Source organism: Enterobacter cloacae complex sp. P29RS (genome assembly GCF_014893445.1).
Classification (GTDB): Bacteria; Pseudomonadota; Gammaproteobacteria; order Enterobacterales; family Enterobacteriaceae; genus Enterobacter; species Enterobacter intestinihominis.
The window spans coordinates 1-20,371 of record NZ_JADBPZ010000013.1 but is presented as its reverse complement, the minus strand read 5'-3'; the positions used below and the strand labels follow the sequence as shown (position 1 = coordinate 20,371).

16 protein-coding genes and 8 pseudogenes are annotated in these 20,371 nt (G+C 49.7%); 22 read left to right on the top strand and 2 right to left on the bottom strand.

Annotated features, from left to right (window positions below; translation table 11 throughout):
- Positions 1 to 42 precede the first annotated feature (42 nt).
- The 18 genes and pseudogenes from IM282_RS11495 (at position 43) to comJ (ending at position 17,656) form a co-directional block, all read left to right on the top strand.
- Complete coding sequence (locus IM282_RS11495) at positions 43 to 2,583, top strand: type VI secretion system Vgr family protein (RefSeq protein WP_192970415.1); 2,541 nt, start codon at positions 43 to 45, stop codon at positions 2,581 to 2,583.
- Complete coding sequence (locus IM282_RS11490) at positions 2,564 to 3,076, top strand: hypothetical protein (protein WP_046619505.1); 513 nt, start codon at positions 2,564 to 2,566, stop codon at positions 3,074 to 3,076. Before IM282_RS11495 ends, IM282_RS11490 begins: the two co-directional genes overlap by 20 nt.
- Positions 3,077 to 3,151: 75 nt before the next feature.
- A complete protein-coding gene (locus IM282_RS11485; protein ID WP_074142853.1) occupies positions 3,152 to 3,706 on the top strand; it encodes a hypothetical protein in 555 nt (184 codons plus the stop codon).
- A gap of 3 nt (positions 3,707 to 3,709) precedes the next feature.
- The gene (locus IM282_RS11480; protein ID WP_192970414.1) at positions 3,710 to 4,786 is read left to right on the top strand and encodes a hypothetical protein; all 1,077 of its coding nucleotides are present in this window, start codon (positions 3,710 to 3,712) and stop codon (positions 4,784 to 4,786) included.
- A 75-nt stretch (positions 4,787 to 4,861) separates the two neighbouring features.
- A complete protein-coding gene (locus tag IM282_RS11475) occupies positions 4,862 to 5,302 on the top strand; it encodes a DcrB-related protein (RefSeq protein ID WP_192970413.1) in 441 nt (146 codons plus the stop codon).
- 3 nt (positions 5,303 to 5,305) lie between these two features.
- Complete coding sequence (locus IM282_RS11470) at positions 5,306 to 9,721, top strand: RHS repeat-associated core domain-containing protein (protein WP_226839864.1); 4,416 nt, start codon at positions 5,306 to 5,308, stop codon at positions 9,719 to 9,721.
- Between the two features lie 8 nt (positions 9,722 to 9,729).
- Complete coding sequence (locus tag IM282_RS11465; protein ID WP_192970412.1) at positions 9,730 to 10,227, top strand: DUF6386 family protein; 498 nt, start codon at positions 9,730 to 9,732, stop codon at positions 10,225 to 10,227.
- A 78-nt stretch (positions 10,228 to 10,305) separates the two neighbouring features.
- Positions 10,306 to 10,533 carry a hypothetical protein gene (locus IM282_RS11460; protein ID WP_023306442.1) on the top strand — a complete coding sequence of 76 codons (228 nt, stop codon included), beginning with the start codon at positions 10,306 to 10,308 and terminating at the stop codon, positions 10,531 to 10,533.
- 594 nt (positions 10,534 to 11,127) lie between these two features.
- A pseudogene (locus tag IM282_RS22030) lies at positions 11,128 to 11,467 on the top strand (hypothetical protein).
- A 198-nt stretch (positions 11,468 to 11,665) separates the two neighbouring features.
- Positions 11,666 to 12,784: pseudogene (locus tag IM282_RS11455) on the top strand (RHS repeat domain-containing protein); the annotation flags it as partial.
- Positions 12,781 to 13,185 (top strand): hypothetical protein, encoded by a 405-nt coding sequence (locus IM282_RS11450; protein WP_023300299.1) that lies wholly within the window; start codon positions 12,781 to 12,783, stop codon positions 13,183 to 13,185. The pseudogene IM282_RS11455 and the gene IM282_RS11450, both read left to right, overlap by 4 nt.
- Positions 13,186 to 13,361: 176 nt before the next feature.
- Positions 13,362 to 13,742: a hypothetical protein gene (locus tag IM282_RS11445; protein ID WP_192970411.1), complete on the top strand. Its 381-nt coding sequence runs from the start codon at positions 13,362 to 13,364 to the stop codon at positions 13,740 to 13,742.
- Positions 13,743 to 13,758: 16 nt separating this feature from the next.
- The gene (locus IM282_RS11440; RefSeq protein ID WP_038416218.1) at positions 13,759 to 14,124 is read left to right on the top strand and encodes a hypothetical protein; all 366 of its coding nucleotides are present in this window, start codon (positions 13,759 to 13,761) and stop codon (positions 14,122 to 14,124) included.
- 116 nt (positions 14,125 to 14,240) lie between these two features.
- Positions 14,241 to 14,517 (top strand): annotated as a pseudogene (locus tag IM282_RS21880) (YciI family protein).
- 32 nt (positions 14,518 to 14,549) lie between these two features.
- Positions 14,550 to 15,908: pseudogene (locus IM282_RS11435) on the top strand (RHS repeat domain-containing protein); the annotation flags it as partial.
- Position 15,909: 1 nt separating this feature from the next.
- A complete protein-coding gene (locus IM282_RS11430) occupies positions 15,910 to 16,386 on the top strand; it encodes a hypothetical protein (protein WP_032628402.1) in 477 nt (158 codons plus the stop codon).
- Positions 16,387 to 16,457: 71 nt separating this feature from the next.
- On the top strand, positions 16,458 to 17,009 hold the full coding sequence (locus IM282_RS11425) for a hypothetical protein (RefSeq protein WP_022651387.1): 552 nt from the start codon (positions 16,458 to 16,460) through the stop codon (positions 17,007 to 17,009).
- Positions 17,010 to 17,173: 164 nt separating this feature from the next.
- Positions 17,174 to 17,656, top strand: coding sequence for a competence protein ComJ (comJ, locus tag IM282_RS11420; RefSeq protein WP_023314287.1), 483 nt, complete (start codon positions 17,174 to 17,176; stop codon positions 17,654 to 17,656).
- A gap of 32 nt (positions 17,657 to 17,688) precedes the next feature.
- Here comJ and IM282_RS11415 read toward each other — a convergent pair.
- Positions 17,689 to 18,096, bottom strand: a pseudogene (locus IM282_RS11415) (DUF933 domain-containing protein); the annotation flags it as partial.
- On the opposite strand from IM282_RS11415, the pseudogene IM282_RS22025 reads away from it, so the two are divergent.
- The 3 genes and pseudogenes from IM282_RS22025 to IM282_RS11405 form a co-directional block, all read left to right on the top strand.
- A pseudogene (locus tag IM282_RS22025) lies at positions 18,083 to 18,241 on the top strand (RHS repeat protein); the annotation flags it as partial. The pseudogenes IM282_RS11415 and IM282_RS22025 overlap by 14 nt on opposite strands.
- Positions 18,242 to 18,394: 153 nt before the next feature.
- Entirely contained in the window at positions 18,395 to 19,183 is a 789-nt protein-coding gene (locus IM282_RS11410) for a macro domain-containing protein (protein ID WP_192970410.1), read from the top strand.
- Positions 19,184 to 19,423: 240 nt separating this feature from the next.
- Entirely contained in the window at positions 19,424 to 19,672 is a 249-nt protein-coding gene (locus tag IM282_RS11405) for a hypothetical protein (RefSeq protein WP_226839863.1), read from the top strand.
- Between the two features lie 59 nt (positions 19,673 to 19,731).
- Here the strand turns inward: IM282_RS11405 and IM282_RS11400 are convergent.
- A pseudogene (locus IM282_RS11400) lies at positions 19,732 to 20,120 on the bottom strand (DUF933 domain-containing protein); the annotation flags it as partial.
- A gap of 7 nt (positions 20,121 to 20,127) precedes the next feature.
- Between IM282_RS11400 and IM282_RS11395 the strand changes: the two are divergent.
- A pseudogene (locus tag IM282_RS11395) lies at positions 20,128 to 20,371 on the top strand (RHS repeat protein); the annotation flags it as partial.

The following is a 20,371-nucleotide window of genomic DNA, read 5'->3' as shown; positions in this document are numbered from 1 at the left end:
GTTAAAAATACTCTCAGCATAAACCATTACGGAATAAAGATTATGCTCAACCGAATTACCGTTCAGCTCCCGGTTGAGGGGCTGCTTTTCTGGAAACTCTCCGGCCGCGAGGCGATGTCCGAGTCGTTCGCGCTGACGCTGACCCTGCTCGGCACGGATGCGCGCCTTGACCGCAGCAGGCTGCTGGGTCAGCCGGTCACAGTGACCATCCCCACGCAGAACCTGCTTACCCCCCGCTATATCAACGGCAAGGTGACGCGCGTGGCGGTGAGCGCCGTGGAGCTGACGGGCACCCGCTATGCGGTCTACCAGCTGACGGTGGAGCCGGACCTGTGGCCGATGAAGCGCGACCGTAACCTGCGGATTTTCCAGGGCCAGACGGTACCACAGATTGTCAAAACCCTGCTGGGTGAGCATCAGGTTAACCTTGAAGACAAACTCACCGGCAGCTACCGGGTGTGGGACTATTGCGTGCAGTATCAGGAGTCGAGCCTGGACTTCATCAGCCGCCTGATGGAGCTGGAGGGGATTGCGTATCACTTCAGCCACGAGGCGGACAAGCACACCCTGGTACTGACGGACGCCGCGACGCAGCATCAGCCGTTCAGCGGCTATGAGGTCATTCCTTACCATCAGACGCCGTCCGGCGGCAGTACGGATGAAGAGGGCATCAGCCAGTGGGCGCTGGAGGACAGCGTGACGCCGGGGATTTACAGCCTCGACGACTACGACTTCCGCAAGCCGAACGCGTGGCTGTTCCAGGCGCAGCAGAACCCGGCGTCACCGAAACCGGGAAGCATCGACGTGTACGACTGGCCGGGGCGCTTTGTGGAGACAGGCCATGCGGAGTTCTACGCCCGTATCCGTCAGGAGCGCTGGCAGGTGGAGCATCAGCAGATTCAGGCGACGGCCACGGCGGCGGGCATTGCGCCGGGCCACATCTTTACCCTGACCAACGCGCCATTCTTCAGCGATAACGGCGAGTATCTGGTGACGGCGGCGGGGTATCACTTCGAGGAGAACCGCTACGCCAGCGGCGAGGGGGAAACCATTCACCGCACCGATTTCACCGTTATCCCGGCGTCGGTGTCGTACCGTCCGGCGCAGAGCACGGCGTGGCCGCGGACCTACGGCCCGCAGACGGCGAAAGTCGTGGGGCCGCAGGGGGAGAGTATCTGGACGGACAAATATGGCCGCGTGAAGGTGAAGTTCCACTGGGACCGTCTGGCGAAGGGTGACGACACCAGTTCCTGCTGGGTGCGTGTCTCCAGCGCATGGGCGGGCCAGGGCTACGGCGGGGTGCAAATCCCGCGCGTGGGCGATGAGGTGGTGGTGGACTTTATCAACGGTGACCCGGACCGACCGATTATCACCGGCCGCGTGTATAACGAAGCCAGCATGCCGCCGTGGGCGCTGCCGGCTGCCGCGACGCAGATGGGCTTTATGAGCCGCACGAAAGACGGTTCCGTGGACAACGCCAACGCCCTGCGCTTTGAGGACAAGGCGGGCGCAGAGCAGGTGTGGATCCAGGCTGAGCGTAATATGGACACCAGCGTTAAAAATGATGAAACGCACAGCGTCGGGGGCGCACGCAGCCATTACGTGAAGAAAAATGAGCTGCATCGTGTTGAAGCGAACCAGATCCAGGCCGTGAAAGGCGGAACCGAGATCCTGACGGGAAAAGGCAAGCTGGATGCAGCGGTAGAGCAGTATGTCATTGCTTCCGGGACCAAGCTGCGGCTGGTCTCGGGTGAGAGTGCTATTGAGCTTAACGCTAACGGCAAAATTAACCTGATTGGCAAAGAGTTTAACTTTTTCGTGGAAGGGGATGGGTATATCACCACGGGTGGTAAGCTGCATCTGAATACCTCGGGAACCAAGCCGGGCACAACGGCACCGGGATCGGGGCATAAAGGGGATATTGATGCGGCGGTGCAGGAGAAGTTTGCGCCGGGAAAGGAGAGTAAGGCAGGTGCGGCTGCAAGCGCGCCTGCCGAAACCTCTAAAACTGCAACACCCCCATCATCAGGTGTGCCTTCAAGCGGATATGGTAAGGATGTGGATGGTCTTGTAGACAAATCACCAACCATGAAAAATGACATTGCGACTTTAAAGAAACGAGGCTGGACATTCGAAGAGGGTGAAGCAGGCAAGGGAACGTTTGCTAATCGTCAAACGCGAGTTATTACCGTTGATAAAAATGAGCTTGGTAATCCGAAGGCTGTTGTTCAGTCTCTGTCGCATGAAAGTGGCCACGCGTTATATGAACCTAACATTGATGTTTCATCGCGCGATGCCTACCTGAACAGTGCACTTAGTGATGAAGGCGCTGCAACACTGAATAATATCCGGGTGCAGCGTGAAATCCTGGCCAATAAGGGAGGGGATATAGGTATTGCAGGCAATCCGGCAAATCAGTCACAATATAATCGAATCTACGATTCTCTCGAACGCGGGGCTATAAAGGAAAGTGAAGCGCGTACGCAGATAGGCCGTATCTTTGGCAAAGGCGAACAAACGTCTACCACAGGGCAATATTACGAAGATTATTATGGCGGTTGGTATGATAAAAATTATCCATAGTATAAAAACGGGTGCGGTGCTTGCGGCTTTATTAACGACGGGAATGGCAGGAGGTAACATGCAAAAACAGGATCTTTGGCAGTTCATTGCAGAAATGAGCGCATCACTCAAAACGTTGTCCGTTAACAGTCTGGATAACGCTCCGTTGTCATTCAAGCTAACGAAACAGAATGAATATATCAATTTCTACAATGCCGACGATATCCAACTGGCGGATGGAACGAACATTACTGCAATTGATTTACGTTTAAGCAAAGAAAGTGAAGGTATGGCACCGTTACTGAATTTTTCACCGTCCGGCCAGTGCATCACTCTCGACACGGTTAAAAAACATTATCCGCAACTGACGTTAACTGATTATCCACGAGGCCGTTCGGAGAACGAAGTGACCAGTTATACAGCGCCAAAGGATATGAATGGACAAAAAGTAAGCTTCAGTTTCACAGTAAAAAAAACTGACTGCTTGGGTGGGGTCGCTATTAGCGCTGACTAAAAATGCTTATTTCATTACTCACCGCTTTTTAGAGTGGTGAGTAGCATAATATTTATCCAGCAAATGACGATTAACGTGAAAAAACGCCTTTCTGTCTCTCTTTTTTTTACCCTCATGTCTACCTTTCTGAGCAGTTATGAAGTAGTAGCTCACACTATGCCGCCCAGTCTGGCTAAAAAGGATTTTTCTCTACAGATAAAAGACCAGATTGTGGCACTGGGCGATAGGTGGACTCCTGAGGTTGCGCGTAAAATTGCAGTTTCTGTGGAAGGTAGTTTTGTCGGTGAGGTTCCTTTTGACGGAACGAGCTATAAATTCTACCAGCATCAGAAGACTGGGTTAAAAATATTCAGTTCCAATCTCTGGTGGGATAAAACCGAGCGAAGTGTTGACGATTATATTGTGGCGCAGATTACGCTAACTGCTACGGATGGCAAAACAGCTCGCGGGATCCATATTGGTTCAACATTAAATGAACTTAATAAAGCATATGGTGGTGGCCAGGTCGAAAATGATTCCGGGGAGCAGTGGGTTTCCTATGAATTGGGTAAGAAATTACTCTCTTTTGAGGTTAAAGACAGTAAGGTTGTAAAAATAACAATGAATTACGATAATGATTCTTTAGAGTGATTTATGACCAAGAAATTTCTGGCAGTCGTATTGTTCACTGCTTTATGGGCAGGCGTAGTTGAAACGTCATCTGCGCTTGAATTATCGCAATACAATAACCTCAATACGGTTAGTCACATCGTTAACGACAGTGAAGTGACAGACAATCTCAGGAAGACGCTGGGAAATCATTACCAGACCTTTATTGATAACTTTGATGTCTTCGGTGAACCGCATACCACCACAGGTGGAGGATTGTTTGTCGAAGGCTGGCTAAAGGATCTCTACCAGGAGAATGCGTCAGCGCTGGTCATCGATCCTGACGGCAAAATCTTTGCGGCCTGGGTGGTTCCGGAGTCGGACGTCATTCATTACCAGTCTTCTGATAATAGCCCGGTTATTCATGCCGATATTCAGCAATGGGCTGCCAGATTCAATGCTTTGCATTTTGCAACGAACATCCAGGCAGGTCTCGCGTTTGACGGGGACTGGGCTGGCGAATTCGAGAACGACTCGACGTTAACACTGCGGTTAGCTGAATCAGGCAACCGGATCACCGGCTCTTATTGCTATATCTCCCAGAGAGGAAACCGCATAGATTGCCCTGAAGATGATGAGCAAAATCTTAGCGGTACGATCGCTGGCAATCGTGTCAACGTTGAGTTCAACTCATCATTTGGCGGCGTAGGCGGTCGGGCTGTTCTGGAAATAAAGGGGAGTGAGATGGAATGGCGTTTAGTTACTCCTCCTCAAAAAGGAAATTATTATGCTCCGCAGCGTTATACGTTACGTAAAGCCGCTTCGGTTCATCACGCTGAAACCAGAAAACTGGACACCGAAAAGTTCACCATCTCTCTGATAAACAAGTGCGGGCGTTTCGAGGGCAAATGCGACCAGATGGTTTATCTCGGCGTGCGCAAAAGCGATAACAGTACGATCTCCTTAAAGGGTAAAACGTTACACGACCCCGCAGGTAAAATAATCGGCTCAACGTACAAGAATGGCGAGATCGCTTATACCGTAACGTATGCACCTGTGAAATTGGTTGTCAGCAAAGGCAGCCAAGTTTTAGTCGAACAATCAGGTCAATGGCGTAAATAATTAAACAGCCAGCCAAAGGGCCAGCATGGATTGGCCTTTTTATTTCTCTCAATATCAATCATCCCGAGTTCACTTATGAAATACACCCTCCAGGAAGGTTCGTTTTTCCTTTTTTCTGCCGCCTGGCAGGATAACAGCATGAACATTATTCGCGATGACGAAAGCGGGTTATCTGTAGTGGTCAGCCGCGGCGTCATCCCGGATGGTAGCGATTACGAACAAGAGTTCCACCGTCAGTGGGAAGTCCTGCGCCCTCAGATGGGGGAGATCGCCCAGAGCGAATTTCAGCACGTAAAAGCCGGGCCAGACGGAAACATTAGCGGACTGGAAGTTGAGACCACCTTTGACCGTAACGGCCAGCGCCTGTGGCAAAAACAGCTTGCCGTGCAGACGCCGGACAAACCGGTACTGATGATTTTTACCCTCTCGGCCTTAAAAGCCTTTACGGAAGAGGACGAGGCGCGCTGGAGCGCACTGAAGCAAAGTCTGACGCTAAACGACAACCGGAATGTGTAATGCATGAGCGATAACAACGCGGCCCGTAAGGGCGACGAGATTATTCACTCCAGCATTTTTGCTGATATAACCAGCATTGTGGCGGAAGGTGCCGCCTATGCGGTGATTGGCGCGGCGGTGGGGGCAGCAGCTACCGTGGCGGCGCCACTGCTGGGAGCCGGGGCGGCAGCCGCAGGCGTGGCGGCGATCGGATCCAGCTGTCTGCTGAGCGGCATTATTGGGGGTGTCCTGGCGAACGTTGCTGGGATCACCGACGATATCAGCAACGCCGCTGAAGGGCTGGGCAACGCGCTTTTCCCGCCGTCGCCTGCGGGTAAGATCACTACCGGTTCCAGCAACGTTCTTACCAATGCGATCCCCGCTGCACGCGCAGCCGGGACCTTGACGCCTGCCGATACTCCTTCCCCTGAGCCGCAGTCTCCGGGCAGCTTTGCCGACTACGCGGGCATGCTGCTTGCCGCTGCCGGACAGTTCGGCAGCGAAATGTGGCAGCCGAGCGTGGCCTCTGCCGCTGCCGGGACCTCGCCGCTGGAAGAAGACAAGGTGGCGTGCGAGAAACACTCCGGGCCGCAGTATCTGGCGGAAGGCTCGAAAAGCGTCTTTATCAACGAGCAGCCCGCGGTGCGTGCAAAAGATCGCACCACCTGCGAAGGCACCGTTTCCGACGACGTCTCCCCGAACGTGATCATCGGCGGCGACACCCTCACAGTTCGCGATATTAAAAGCGGCAAAACGCCGGGCCTGGCGCTGGGGATGATTGCGCTCTCCCTGCTGCGCGGGCGTCCGGGCAAGATCCTGAAAAACATGCCCTGCGCGCTGGCTGCTGCCGGTGGCGGGATGCTGGCCGATATGGCCGTCAACGCCGTGTTCGGCTCCTCGCACCCGGTTCACGCCGCTACCGGTGTGAAGGTGCTGAATGACGACGACGAACTCGATTTCTCGCTGCCGGGGCGCTTCCCGCTGCGCTGGCAGCGCAGCTACAACAGCCTGACCACCCGCGAAGGGCTGTTTGGTCTGGGCTGGGCTACCACCTTTGACAGCTATCTGACGCTGGAAGAAAACAACGCCACCTGGTTCGATGAAACCGGGCGCGAGCTGAGCTTTGAACTGCCGCCGGTCGACCGCGCGTTTTACAGCATCAGCGAAGGCATTATCATCCGCCGCAATGAGAGCGGCGACGTGGCGATTGCCGACGATGACGGCGCGGTGTGGCGTCTGTATAAACCGACCCGCGCTAACCCAGCCATACTGCGCCTGGCCTCCCTCAGCGACGAGTACGGCAACGCGTTGCTGACAGAATGGGATGAGCACGGGCGGCTGGTCGGTCTGCACGATGAGCCGCGGGCGATCGACGTCACTCTGCGTTATGAAAATGAACGTTTCCCGCAGCGGGTTACCTCGGCGAGCCATTTTGACGGCAACCAGACATGGCCGCTGATGCAGTGGGGGTACGACGTGCGCGGCCAGCTGGCCAGCGCAACGGATGCCTCCGGCGTGGTAACCCGTGAATACCGTTATAACGATGATGGCCTGATGGTCTGGCACCGTCTGCCGGGCGGTCTGGAGAGTGAATACCGCTGGCAAAAATTCGACCACTGGCGCGTGGTGGAAAACCGCACCAGCACCGGCGATGGCTGTCGCTTTAGCTATGATCTAGCCGCCGGGCTGACGACCGTCGATCACTACGACGGTCAGACGCGAAAGCATTACTGGAACGCGCAAAACCTGATTGTTCGCTACGTTGACGAGCGCGGTGAGAACTGGCGCTACGAGTGGGATGACAACGAACACCTCACGCGTCGCATCGATCCGCTCGGTAATGCCGTTACCTTCGTCTATGACGACATGGGTAACCGGGTGCAGGAGATCGACGCCGACGGCAATACCCGCACCACCACCTGGCTGGAGCACCGTGCGCTTCCGGCCTCCATCATCGAAGCCGACGGTAGCGCCACCCGTTTCCTGTATGACGAACATCACGGGCTGAAGTGCGTGGTGGATCCGATGGGGCAGACCACGCTGCTTCGTCGGGACGAGTTTGGTCAGGTCGTGGAAGAAGTTGATGCCGCCGGCAACAGCCGCTACCAGGAGTACAACGAGGCCGGGCAGATGGTGCGTGTTACGGACTGTTCGGGCCGTGTGACACAATACCGTTATCATCCGCTGGGCTGGCTGGTGGCTGAGATAAGCGCCGACGGCGAAGAGACGCGTTACCGCTACGACGCCGCAGGGCGTCCGGTGCAGCTCGATCGCCCGGAAGGCTGGATGGAATCTCTCAAATGGAACGAACGTGGCCTGCCGGTGAAGCATGCGGGCGCCGACGGGAAAGAGAGCGAGTTCAGATACGACGAGGCAGGGCGCTTAACCGCCACCCGTAATACGCAGGGTGAAGAGGTGCGTCGCCGCTGGGACAGCCGCGGGCGTCTGATTGCCCTGGAAAACGAAAACGGCGAAGCGTACCAGTTCCGCTGGGGTGCGGACTCGCTGCTGCTGGAAGAGGTAGGGCTCGATGGCGTGGCCTCGCAGTATCGCTACGATGCCTGCGGGCGTACGATAGCGCGCACCTTTGCCGCCGGACATCCGGAGGCCATTACCCATGCCTTTGCCTGGAGCGCGAGCGGCCAACTGGTCGCCCGCACCACGCCGGAAGGGCAGACCCGCTACCACTACACCCCGTCCGGCCTTCTGAGCCGGATTGGGCTGCATCCTACGCTTTCAGCCGATGCCTGGAGCGCCGAAGCCGAGCAGGAGCTTGTGTTTGAGTATGACGCGCTTGGACGCGTCACGCGCGAAACGGGCGAACACGGAGAGCTGGCGTGGGAGTATGACGCCCTCGGTAACCGCACCTCCGTCACGCTGCCCGATGGCCGGGAGCTGAAACAATTCTACTACGGCAGCGGGCATTTGCTCAGCATTGCCCTTGATAAGCTGTCGGTATCCGACTTTACCCGCGACGAACTCCATCGTGAAACCAGCCGTACGCAGGGGCTGCTGACCACCCGCAGCGAATACGACCGCCTTGGCCGACTGCATCGCCGGGACGTTTTTACCGGCAATGCCCAGCGCCCGTCGCCGCGCCGCTGGTCCCGCCGCTGGGATTACGACTATCGCAATAATCTTGTCCGCGAAGAGCGGGACGATAACCCGTTCAGCTGGTACCGCTGGCAGTACGACAGCGCAGGGCGCCTGCTCGTTCAGGACGGCACGCTGCCTGGTCAGGAGCAGTGGCGCTGGGATGCGGCCGGTAACCCGCTTGAGGGGGCTGCTGAGAAAGTCACGCACAACCGTCTGACGCAGCTCAACGGCATTCGCTGGCGTTATGACATCCATGGCCGCACCGTGGAGAAGGATAATGGCCAGACCCGCTGGCACTACCGCTACGACGGCGAGCACCGCCTGACGGAGGTCATCAGCCAGCCACGGGACCGCAACAGACCGCAGACGGAGGTCAGCTTCCGCTACGATCCGCTCGGGCGACGCATCAGCAAAACGCGCCGCCAGATGCTGGGCGGCCAGCCAACCGGCAAGCCGGTCACCACCCGGTTTGTCTGGGAAGGGTTCCGGCTGTTGCAGGAAGTGCACGGGGATGAGCCGCTGACCTACGTCTACAGCGATCAGGACAGCTACGATCCGCTGGCACGTATTGACGGCGTTGATGCCCCGGAAATCTTCTGGTTCCACTGTCAGCCCAACGGCACACCGGAGCGGATGACGGATATCGAAGGGCAGGTGCGCTGGGAAGGGGTGAACAGCGCCTGGGGCAAGCTGCTGCGGGAAAGCGAGACGCAGGTATCAGGATATTCCCAGAACCTGCGTATGCAGGGGCAATACCTGGACCGCGAGACAGGGCTGCACTACAATCTGTTCCGGTATTACGACCCGGACTGCGGACGGTTTACGCAGCAGGACCCGATAGGGCTGGCGGGAGGGATAAACCTATACCAGTATGCGCCGAATGCGCTGGGGTGGTTGGATCCGTGGGGGTTGAGTAGGTGTTCTGGAGGTACCCGCTTAACTGTTAATAAACCGAAGATTTTAAGCAGCACAAAGCTGTCATCAACTGAGAGAAAATTCCTCGAAAGACAGTTTATGAAAAAAATGAATGCCTTAAACCGAGCGGCTCAAAGAGGAGAGTTAGTTTGGTCTCCTGGCACCCATGAGATTAGGATTTCATCTTTGCAAAGTTCTTACAGGCAGGCTGTTTCTGCACGCTTTGAAAAAATGTTTGGTTCAGCACCTGATCTAAGTAAATTAAACGCTGATCATCCTGTTGATTTAATTGTTGGAGGTTCGCCTACACAAAGATTACAAATGCTGAATGAAACTATTAATAAAAGTGTCGGTAGTTCTTTGAAAAATGCAGGCAGAAAGGCGGGGCTTCAGCCCGGAGATGCCATCAGTGAAATAATATTTCAATAGGGGGTAAAATGAATAAATCTATTAATATACAGACGGATACTGCCACATTAGTAATTTATGATTTGATGTCATTAAAGCATAGGATTAATGATGATGCAGATTGGTGGAGTCTTCCAGAAGATGAAGTTGAAGAAATAAATAAAGGGAATGTATTATTTCTCAATCTTGGAGATGATGGTAACTATAAAGTTGATATTAAAAGTGACATTGGTGAATATGCCGGATCGTTATTTTTAAACGTACCTACTGGAAAGGTTTTCATAGGGGCGGGAGAGGATGTCACTGGCGGAGATCTGGAGCCAGATGATTCAGATGCTATTTCAGGTGAGTTTATTACTTTAGAACCAGGTAGTTACGAGGTTAAATATAAAAAGCATGGTTCAGATGTGCTAATTTCCTTTACAAAAGCAACGTTTACTGAAAACTCATTAGAAGAGGGTGTTTATCTCATAAAAAAAATCCACGCCCTGGCGTGGATTTTTTTATTCAAAAAAATGTTAAAATGAAGAACCATAGATCAGAGACAAAAAGGAACTTCTAGTTATACTTGTGACTTTTTACATAAAATCAGTAAGGTAATCAAAATGTATTTTTTAGAAAGAAAAGATGCAGAAAAAATGCTCTTTGAATTTTTAAAGAGAACTTTAATAAAAGAATCTGATATTGAAGAGTTAATGAGCATGGCAACTAAACATGATTCAGGCCCTCCGATGAAAGGTATAATGTATAAGTATGACAAAATGGAGAGAAATGAACTCACCGCACAAGATTTAGATGATCTTAGTACATTGATGCATTTTTATGGCCCGTGATTAAGCGTATCAATTCTTTTCTTTTAAAATATTATAATTCCAGAGCCTGGAAAGCTATCAACAACCAAATAGATAATATTTTTATTATTTCTCAGAAAAGATATTCAAATCAAAACTAAATTTAAGGTTGTTATTCTTAATGATAAAAACCTGAAGCCTCATTGGAATCTTGAGGCCGTTCTAAAGAGTAAAGTCAGCATCAATATCAAAAACTTTCAACATCGTCCATGTATAAAAATAATTTTTTATTAAGAGAGAATATGAATGCTGACTTCAGGTTTATCTGAGAAAACAACGTGCTAGAATGGATTTTCTGTTCAAAAATTATTAGACTAAACATACCTCGCTTAGATGCCGCAAAGGTCGATCCTGTACGCCAATTAGTCTTTGCGATAAGCGAACCAGAACCATTACCAAACGTTTTGAAAATCTTCAATTTTTATACCTATGATATGAAGCTTAACACGCTGTCTCGGTCAGGCCCTGCGTGTTGAGATCGAAAGCGCCCCAAAATATTAACTATAACTAGTGGCAAAAGAGGGTTGCATAAGCAGTTCTAACAAGTGGCTGATAAACTGTGCTGAGAAGCAAAGGATGAGCACTGTTTACTTTGTCATATTTACCTATATAAAACCAGTCAAAGAGATTGACGCAGCGATACCTGCTCATGTGGAATGGCTAGAAAAGGGGAATTCAGAGCGGATCTTTCAGGCGTCCGGCATACTGATACTGTGAATCGGAGGTGTCAGTCTCGCTAAGTGCTAGTGTCAGGCCTTACTTGGAGAGCATCTACGCGAGAAGTCTTTACAGACTTTAAGTTTGAGACTCTGAAATCATTACTTTTGTACCCAGCTTGAAGACAGTTCTCTTAGACAATAACTTTTACCCTGCAATAAAAAATCCACCCCTAAGCGTGGATTTTTCCCGTTCATAAAAATTAAACGTAAACAAGAAGTTCATCGCATCGCCATCTTCAACAATGTAATCTTTTCCTTATGCACGCATCTTGCCTCCTTCTTTCGCGTCTGGCCCTTCCTGACCCAGCTCGGCCATAAACTCTTCACGGTCGGCGTCGTCCTGTTCAGCATTATCGGATTAAACCGTGGCGTAAACTACTACCACTAACGAACCTTCACCGCTTGAAGGTTCTGCTGAGAAGCTCACGCAAAACCGTCTGACGCAGCTCAACGGCATTCGGTGGCGCTATGACATCCACGGACGCACCGTATAGAAAGATAACGGTCAGACCATCTGGCACTACCGTTACGACGGCGAGCATCGTATGACGAGGGTCATCAGCCGGCCGAGGGACCGCAACAGGGCGCAGACGCAGGTCAGCTTCCGCTACGATCCACTGGGCCGCCGCATCAGCAATACGCACCGCCAGATGCCTGACGGCCTGCCAACCGGTAAGCTGGTCGCCACGCGGTTTGTCCGGGAACGGTTACGGCTGTTACAGGAAATGTGCGGGGATGTGCTGCTGACCTACGTCTACAGCGATCAGGACAGCTACGATCCGCTGGCGCGTATTGACGGCGTTGATGACCATGAAATCTTCTGGTTCCACTGCCAGCCGAACGGCACGCCGGAGCGGATGACGGATATCGAAGGGCAGGTGCGCTGGGAAGGCGTGAACAGCGCCTGGGGCAAGCTGCTGCGGGAAAGCGAAACGCAGGTATCAGGATATTCTCAGAACCTGCGCATGCAGGGGCAATACCTGGACCGTGAGACAGGGCTGCACTACAATCTGTTCCGGTATTACGACCCAGACTGCGGACGGTTTACGCAGCAGGACCCGATAGGGCTGGCGGGGGGGATAAACCTTTACCAGTATGCGCCGAATGCGCTGGGGTGGGTGGATCCGTGGGGGTTATCGCCTTGTAAGCCCGATAAACATCTACCTGATGCGGAACCTGGGCAATATAATTACAGGGGTATACATAAAGACCATCCCGAATGGGAAAATGCACTTAATGGTAAGGTAATTCCTGGGGATGTTCATTCATCAATAACTCCGGAGCAACATAACTTCGGAGGGGTATCCAGCATCAGCCCCTATACTTCGTGGACAGATAGTCCAGATGTAGCTAGAGGCTTCGCAGGGCCTGATGGGGTCATATTGAGAGTCAAAGTTGGTGCTCCTAAGCCTGGCGATTCTTGGTCGTGGGAGTATTCTTTTGATGAATGGATGGAACGCGAAATCTTACTTAAAGGAATTCGAAGTGGCGATGTGGAGGTATTCCTACCATGATAAATGATAAACTTATTGAGTATGCACGAGAAAAAATACCGGATGAGTTTCGTTCTTATCTAAATGAAAAGAATAATCTTCAATGTGCATCATTTATAAGTAGTACTCAAAATGAATTGAGAATAATGAAAGCGCATAAAGAAAATACTAAATTTACAGGGTTGAAAGTTAATGGTCTTGATGATTTAATCATTGCCCTTGAAAATTTTGAAAAGGAAAATGTATTCGTAATTAATATCCGAAGTAAGTTGTACTCGTTCAAGATTTATTCAGATGAAAATAATAATACTTTACTGGGTGTTATTATCCTTAAACTTAAAAAGAAAACTGCAGAGGAAATTCGATTTGGCCGAGAAATACTTGGTATTACGACACCACCCCCTGATATAGAAGATGATTAGTCAGTTTTAATTTTGATTGCATACAATTTCCCCGGCGTGTGCATGCATAGCATTCTGGCATGTATTTGTGCTCGCGTTCATCTTTGAATTATCTATCCAATTAAAACATCACCTCTATTCATTATATCTATAATTGATTCTGATTTGTTGCGTTTTAATTAAGGTTTTGATGAAAAATGAAAATAACTAATCAGCTGAAGAGGAAGTTATTGGTCCTGGATGGTATAGATAATGACTTTATAGATTATGGCGCAGAAATAGCATGCCCTGAATGCGAAGGCGTAATAGTCTATTCCATAGTAAACTCATATGAGTTTGACACGCTCTCTGAAGAGGTAAAATGCTTTTTGGTTAAGAAAATGAGATGCGTGAAGCTTGTTAGTGAATATAATAAATATAACTACGATGAAAGCCAATTAGACGCTTCGAAAAACATTTGTTCAAAGTGTTTGAAAGAGTTTTTTGCTGTATTAACGTATAAAGAAGTGCAGCCAGCCCGATATCGGGTATATCTTGTGGGGCTTTTTGAAGGTGATTTGAAACAGATCAAACTTTAAAAGTTGAGGTTTACCAATGATTGAAAATCTCATTTGTATTAAAGAAAATGACCTGCTTCAATGGGCGTGTGGTGAAAGTAACATACTAGTTAGTATGCCATTTTTAGACTATGCACTGGTCGACTCAACACGTCAGTTAGTCTTTGCGTTAAGCGAGCCAAAGCCACTATCAACCGTTTTGACCATCTTCAATCCGCAGGGCGAAAAACTATTTTGGTCAGCACCTCCTGAAGGCGCAGCTTTCTGTTACTTAACTTTCAACCTGTCAAAGCAAGTGGTTGTGGTCTGTAGCTATGCGGAAAAGGAAAACGGCTGGCATGACTGGTTTTATTCCTGGGATATGAAGCATAATGCTTTGTCTCAATTGGGCCCTGCGTATTAACATCAAAAGCGCCAAAAAACGATAACAATAACTGTTGGCAAAAGAGGGACTGTACAGCAGTACCAACAAGCAGTTTAAAAAACAGAGTTAAGAGGCAAAGGATGAGCACGGTTTAGATTGTCATTTTAACCTATATCAAACCACTCGAAGAGATTGACGCAGTGATACCTGCTCATGTGGAGTGGCTTAAAAGGTTATTCAGAGGGGATATTTCTGACATTGGGTAGACGGAGCCCAAGAACCGATGGAGTCATACTCGCTAAATGTGAGAGTCTGGTCTCTCTCGAAGAACGCTTGCGTGAGGTTCCTTTTCAGGCATTAAAGCTTGCGACTGCCGACATCATTCTCTTTGAACCCAGTATGAAAACAGAACTATTAGAAAATGTGTTTTAACCCCGCAATAAAAAAACCAATCAAACGTTAATGACCGTCTTGGGCGACTGCATCGCCGGGACGTCTTTACTGGCAACGCCGAGCGCCCGTCGCCGCGCCGCTGGTCCCGCCGCAGGGATTACGACTACCGCAATAATCTGGTGCGGGAAGAGCGGGACGATAACCCGTTCAGCTGGTACCGCTGGCAGTACGACAGCGCAGGGCGCCTGCTCGTTCAGGACGGCACGCTGCCCGGCCAGGAGCAGTGGCGCTGGGATGCAGCCGGTAACCCGCTCGAAGGATCTGCTGAGAAGGTCACGCACAACCGCCTGACGCAGCTGAACGGCATTCGCTGGCGCTATGACATCCACGGCCGCATCGTGGAGAAGGATAACGGCCAGACGCGCTGGCACTACTGCTATGACGGCGAACATCGCCTGACGGAGGTCATCAGCCAGCCGAGGGACCGCAATAAACCGCAGACGCAGGTCAGCTTCCGCTACGATCCGCTCGGTCGGCGCATCAGCAAAACGCGCCGCCAGATGCTGGGCGGACAGCCAACCGGCAAGCCGGTCACCACCCGGTTTGTCTGGGAAGGGTTCCGCCTGCTTCAGGAGGTGCACGGGGATGAGCCGCTGACCTACGTTTACAGCGATCAGGACAGTTACGACCCGCTGGTGCGTATTGACGGCGTTGATGCCCCGGAGATTTTCTGGTTCCACTGCCAGCTGAACGGCACGCCGGAGCGGATGACGGATGTCGAAGGGCAGGTGCGCTGGGAAGGCGTTAACAGCGCCTGGGGCAAGCTTCTGCGGGAAAGCGAGACGCAGGTATCAGGATATACCCAGAACCTGCGCATGCAGGGGCAATACCTGGACCGTGAGACAGGCCTGCACTACAATCTGTTCCGGTATTACGACCCGGATTGCGGAAGGTTTACGCAGCAGGACCCGATAGGGCTGGCGGGGGGGATAAACCTTTACCAGTATGCGCCGAATGCGCTGGGGTGGGTGGATCCGTGGGGGTTAAAATGTGGTTTTTCTCAAAAAGATCGTATAACACAAAGATGGGTGGATAGATTAACAGGGAAAAAACCCGCTGATGTTCATAATATTTTGACATCCAAAGGTTGGACGAGAACATATCCACAAGCCAATAAACCAGGAGCTATCCAACATATTCAATATGTCAAAACAACAAAATCAGGTACTACGTACAAATTAGATTATCATCCCGGAGGGACTCCAACTCAACCTAATATTCATGGTAATGATTACTGGAAAGTTTATCGCGAAGTTGATGGTGCTGATGTAGTATATGGGAGAATTGGTCATGGAGAGTTTAAAAATTATGATTTAATAACCGATTCACCTGTTTATGTTGACGGAGTTTTACTTAATGGGGGGGTATAAAATGATTGATTTTAATGCTGATATTTTATCAGGAAGAGCACTAGGTAACGTTTTTTTGGGGGATAATATCAGTAAGTACATAAGCGAGTTATATGCTGGCTATAAGGTAACTTACTTTGATTATTTCTTGCCTGATGATAAGAAAAGGCTTGCATATATTGTAGATGACACAATGACAATCGCTACCCTTGAAGATGGAACGATCATTTCTATTGGTTGTAACGTAAACTATAAGGGGAGGTATAATAAAATATTACAAACAGGCCAAACGATGGGGGAAATAATAGGGTTGACTTACAAACAGCGTATATTTAATGGCTGTATTATTATAAATGACGACTTTGGTTTTTCATTCGAGTTGCCAGCGCCATATGATGAAATTGCAGATAGCATTGCACATGTTCCACTAGATCTTGTTCTTAATGAAATCCGTGTTGCTGATTACTCTGATTGGAACCCACAAAAAATAAAACGCTGAAGTGTGGGTTAGGGTTGATCCCTCGGATTATTTACTTTACATAAAACCCTAGGTAAGCATTTTCTGGAGTCATGACATCCACTGTCGTAAGTAAAATACCCAGCGCCCGTCGCAGCGCCGCTGGGATTACTACTACCGCAATAACTTGGTGCGCGAAGAGCGGGACGATAACCCGTTCAAATGGTACCGCTGGCAGTACGACAGACAGTGCCGGGCGTCTCCTGGTTCAGGACGGCACGCTGGCCGGAGAGGAGCAGGGGGTCTGGGATGCAGCCGCTAACCCGCTCGAAGGTTCTGTTGAGAACATTACGCACAACCGCCTGGCGCAGCTGAATGATATTCGCTGGCGTTATAATACCCATGCTTGCACTGTAGAGAAGGATAACGGCCAAACCCGAGGAACCGCAACAAACCGCAGACGCAGGTCAGCTTCCGCTACGATCCGCTCGGTCGCCGCATCAGTAAAACGCGACGCCAGAAGCTGGGCGGACAGCCAACCGGCAAGCCATCACCACCCGGTGTGTCTGGGAATGACTGCCTACTGGGGGAAGCGCACGGGGATGTGCTGTTCACCTACGTCGACGAAAGTGGTCAGGACAACTACGATTTGCTGGCGCGTGTAGATAGTGTTGATGCTTCATATATCTTCTGGGTCCATTGCCAATCCAACGGCACGGCACAACTTATAACTGATATCTAAAAGCAGTAATTTTGGTGCAGGTTCGAGTATTGGTAATGTTTTTCCATAACAATCATATGGAACAAGAATAAAAGTCTAGGGAATATAATGAGTGATAAGATCATGCAAACAGTAGATCTGCTAATTTCACATAGTCAAATATTGTTACGATCCAGAGACTATGACGAAAAGCTGAGTCAGTGGGGAAAAGGTAATGTTTCTCAAGGCGCTGTTTTACACAAGGATTATGTTGTATTCGATCCATTACCAGAGGACGCATTTGGAGCAAACGTCAATATCAAAATAGATAATGCTTTTAAATTAGATCAAAATGCACAACGCTGCATTGTTGTTCCATTTTTTATTACGGATAAAAATAAGATCCAGATCGCATCTGCGACAGAGAAATTTGATGTAAGCATTAACGTAACCGGCAAGATTTATTCGCTCTTTTATGAGGTTTGTGAAGGGGACGAGATTTATTATAATTTTACTCTTGTGCCTGAAAAAGAAGCAATCCCTGCTAAGTTTTTATTAGACGACCCTTGGGGAGGGAAAAAATACAATCCTCTAAAAGAGGGTTTTTTTTAAAGTTAATAATAACTAAATCGAATGAAAAAAAATCATACGTTAAACAAGAAGTTCACCACATGAACCTCGTTAACGAAGTAATCTTTCCCTTCCGTACGCATCTTGCCTGCTTCTTTCGCGCCTTGCTCACCCTTGCAGGTGATAAAGTCTTAAAACGCGATAGTCTGCGCACGAATGAAGCCCTTTTCAAAGTCGGTGTGGATCTTACCGGCCGCGTGAGGCGCAGTCGCACCGACAGGGATGATTCACGCGTTCACTTCTTTCACGCCCGCGGTGAAGTAGGTTTGCAGGCTGAGCAGCTCATAGCCCGCGCGGATCACGCGGTTCAGCCCCCGCTCGGCCATGAACTCTTTATGGTCGCCGTCGATGATTTCAGCGATATCGGATTCAACCGCGGCGTAAACCGCTACCTCTACAGAACCTTTACCGCTTGAAGACTCTACTGAGAAGGTCACGCACAACCGTCTGACGCAGCTGAACGTCATTCGCTGGCACTACTGTTATGACGGTGAACATCACCTGACGGAGGTCATCAGCCAGCTGCGGGACCGTAACAGGCCGCGGACGCAGGTCAGCTTCCGTTACCCTCATACATTGTGACATTCCCCACAGTCAATCAATATAGAGGTGATCCTTTGGGTTATCATCAAGCGTTACAGGTAAAATTAGATGTAACTGGCTTAGATGTAATTGAACCCCGGAAAAATACATTTTTGATCTTAAACACAAAAGATCTTGATGTCTCTAAAAGAATTGTTAAAAGTGGGAGGAGTTGTGGTTGAGGTGAAAAAATATTATAAAGGAAGTGTTGATTTTATTGCAGGTGAAGGGACTATTCTCAATGAGTTCATAGGAGAGGTAGCCACGCGACAAATAAATATTATAGATGGTAATGATTATGCTTCTTCCTCTTTGCTAGATAAAAATGAAAAAGTTGGCTTCCTGCTGTATGATGGTAAGAAAAGCGACCTGGACTTAAGTGACGCCGAAGAAATTTCGAATGAGGAATTTGAAGTTTTCTGGCAAACATCAACGAGTTCATTGCAAGAAAAAAAGCGAATAAAATACTTGTCTGGAGATGCTGTGGAACCTTTGAAAAAATCCACAGTTATTGCTCATATTGTGAATAATAAAGGGAAGTGGGGTAAAGGTTTTGTTCTGTCCCTTTCAAATAAATATCCTGCGGCAAAAAAAAGCTATCTTAGTAGCTTCAAAGAAAATAACTTCCCAGAATTAGGGATGGTTGATTTTGTTATGGTTGATGCTCAGGAGAAGATATTTATTGCTAATATGTATGCGCAGGATGGTATAAAGAAAAATATCAACGACAAAAAACAATACGTTTGTTATGACTCTCTGGAAGTTTGTCTTGAAAAATTATCTGACTTTGCTTTAGTGAATCGCCTTTCTGTACAAATGCCAAGGATAGGAGCTGGCCTCGGTGGTGGTGATTGGAATGTTATAGAGTCCTTAATACTAAAAAATATTTGCTATAAAATGATTGATTGCAATGTAATAAATTTATAATTTTAAATAAAATTTAACCATAGATTATGGTGTTTTTGGCGGTTTCTTAGGCAAAGTTTTTTATTTAAAAGGACAAGAGCTTAAGTATTATAATATCTATAACAATATACTATTGATCAAGGGAACGAGTTTCACGACAACCAAAAATACGCCGAGGCTTTAGAGCAAAACCAAAAAGCCTGGCAAGCTCTTCCTGAGCCAAAGCTCCAATGGGAGCTCGCCAACTGGATCTCTGCTTGCATGTACAGCGCATATTTTGATCTCGCGGATTACGCTGAGGCAGAGAAATGGGGAAAGACGACATTACGGACACGTGGATCGGATATAGACACTGCACCCTTAATCGATCTCGGCATGGTCTGTTATGAGTTGAATCAATTCGAGGAAGCGTATAAATATTTTAACGATGCTTATAACTACAGCAAAGAGCGTGCGTTTCAGGATAGACCTAAAAAATATCTGGAGTTCTATCTGCGCAAAAGGGGATAAGTTCGTTACTCTATAAAAAAATCCACGCCAAAGCGTGGATTTTTTTAATTCAAAACAAATCAAACATTAAACAAGAAGTTCATCACATCGCCATCTTTAACGATGTAATCTTTCCCTTCCGCACGCATCTTGCCTGCTTCTTTCGCGCCTTGCTCACCCTTGTAGGTTATGAAGTCTTCAAACGCGATAGTCTGCGCACGAATGAAGCCTTTCTCGAAGTCGGTGTGGATCTTACCAGCCGCCTGAGGCGCAGTCGCACCCACAGGGATGGTCCACGCACTTCTTTTACGCCCGCGGTGAAGTAGGTTTGCAGGCTGAGCATCTCATGGCCCGCGCGGATCACGCGGTTCAGACCCTGCTCGGCCATGAAATTTTCACGATCGGCGTCGTTCATTTCAGCGATATCGGATTCAACCGCGTTCCAAAACGCTACCACTACAGAACCTTTATCGCCTGAAGAGTCTGCTGAGAAGGTCACGCACAACCGCCTGACGCAGCTGAATGGCATTCGCTGGCGCTATGACGTCCACGGACGCACCGTGGAGAAAGATAACGGCCAGACCCACTGGCACTACCGCTACGACGGCGAGCACCGCCTGACGGAGGTCATCAGCCAGCCGCGGGACCGCAACAGACCGCAGACGGAGGTCAGCTTCCGCTACGATCCGCTCGGGCGACGCATCAGCAAAACGCGCCGCC

Excerpts from the sequence above, each read along its gene's own strand:
- IM282_RS11495 (WP_192970415.1), top strand. The coding sequence starts at position 43 with ATGCTCAACCGAATTACCGTTCAGCTCCCGGTTGAGGGGCTGCTTTTC.
- IM282_RS11490 (WP_046619505.1), top strand. The coding sequence starts at position 2,564 with ATGATAAAAATTATCCATAGTATAAAAACGGGTGCGGTGCTTGCGGCT.
- IM282_RS11480 (WP_192970414.1), top strand. The coding sequence starts at position 3,710 with ATGACCAAGAAATTTCTGGCAGTCGTATTGTTCACTGCTTTATGGGCA.
- IM282_RS11475 (WP_192970413.1), top strand. The coding sequence starts at position 4,862 with ATGAAATACACCCTCCAGGAAGGTTCGTTTTTCCTTTTTTCTGCCGCC.
- IM282_RS11470 (WP_226839864.1), top strand. The coding sequence starts at position 5,306 with ATGAGCGATAACAACGCGGCCCGTAAGGGCGACGAGATTATTCACTCC.
- IM282_RS11465 (WP_192970412.1), top strand. The coding sequence starts at position 9,730 with ATGAATAAATCTATTAATATACAGACGGATACTGCCACATTAGTAATT.
- IM282_RS11460 (WP_023306442.1), top strand. The coding sequence starts at position 10,306 with ATGTATTTTTTAGAAAGAAAAGATGCAGAAAAAATGCTCTTTGAATTT.
- IM282_RS11450 (WP_023300299.1), top strand. The coding sequence starts at position 12,781 with ATGATAAATGATAAACTTATTGAGTATGCACGAGAAAAAATACCGGAT.
- IM282_RS11445 (WP_192970411.1), top strand. The coding sequence starts at position 13,362 with ATGAAAATAACTAATCAGCTGAAGAGGAAGTTATTGGTCCTGGATGGT.
- IM282_RS11440 (WP_038416218.1), top strand. The coding sequence starts at position 13,759 with ATGATTGAAAATCTCATTTGTATTAAAGAAAATGACCTGCTTCAATGG.
- IM282_RS11430 (WP_032628402.1), top strand. The coding sequence starts at position 15,910 with ATGATTGATTTTAATGCTGATATTTTATCAGGAAGAGCACTAGGTAAC.
- IM282_RS11425 (WP_022651387.1), top strand. The coding sequence starts at position 16,458 with ATGACATCCACTGTCGTAAGTAAAATACCCAGCGCCCGTCGCAGCGCC.
- comJ (WP_023314287.1), top strand. The coding sequence starts at position 17,174 with ATGAGTGATAAGATCATGCAAACAGTAGATCTGCTAATTTCACATAGT.
- IM282_RS11410 (WP_192970410.1), top strand. The coding sequence starts at position 18,395 with ATGTCTCTAAAAGAATTGTTAAAAGTGGGAGGAGTTGTGGTTGAGGTG.
- IM282_RS11405 (WP_226839863.1), top strand. The coding sequence starts at position 19,424 with ATGTACAGCGCATATTTTGATCTCGCGGATTACGCTGAGGCAGAGAAA.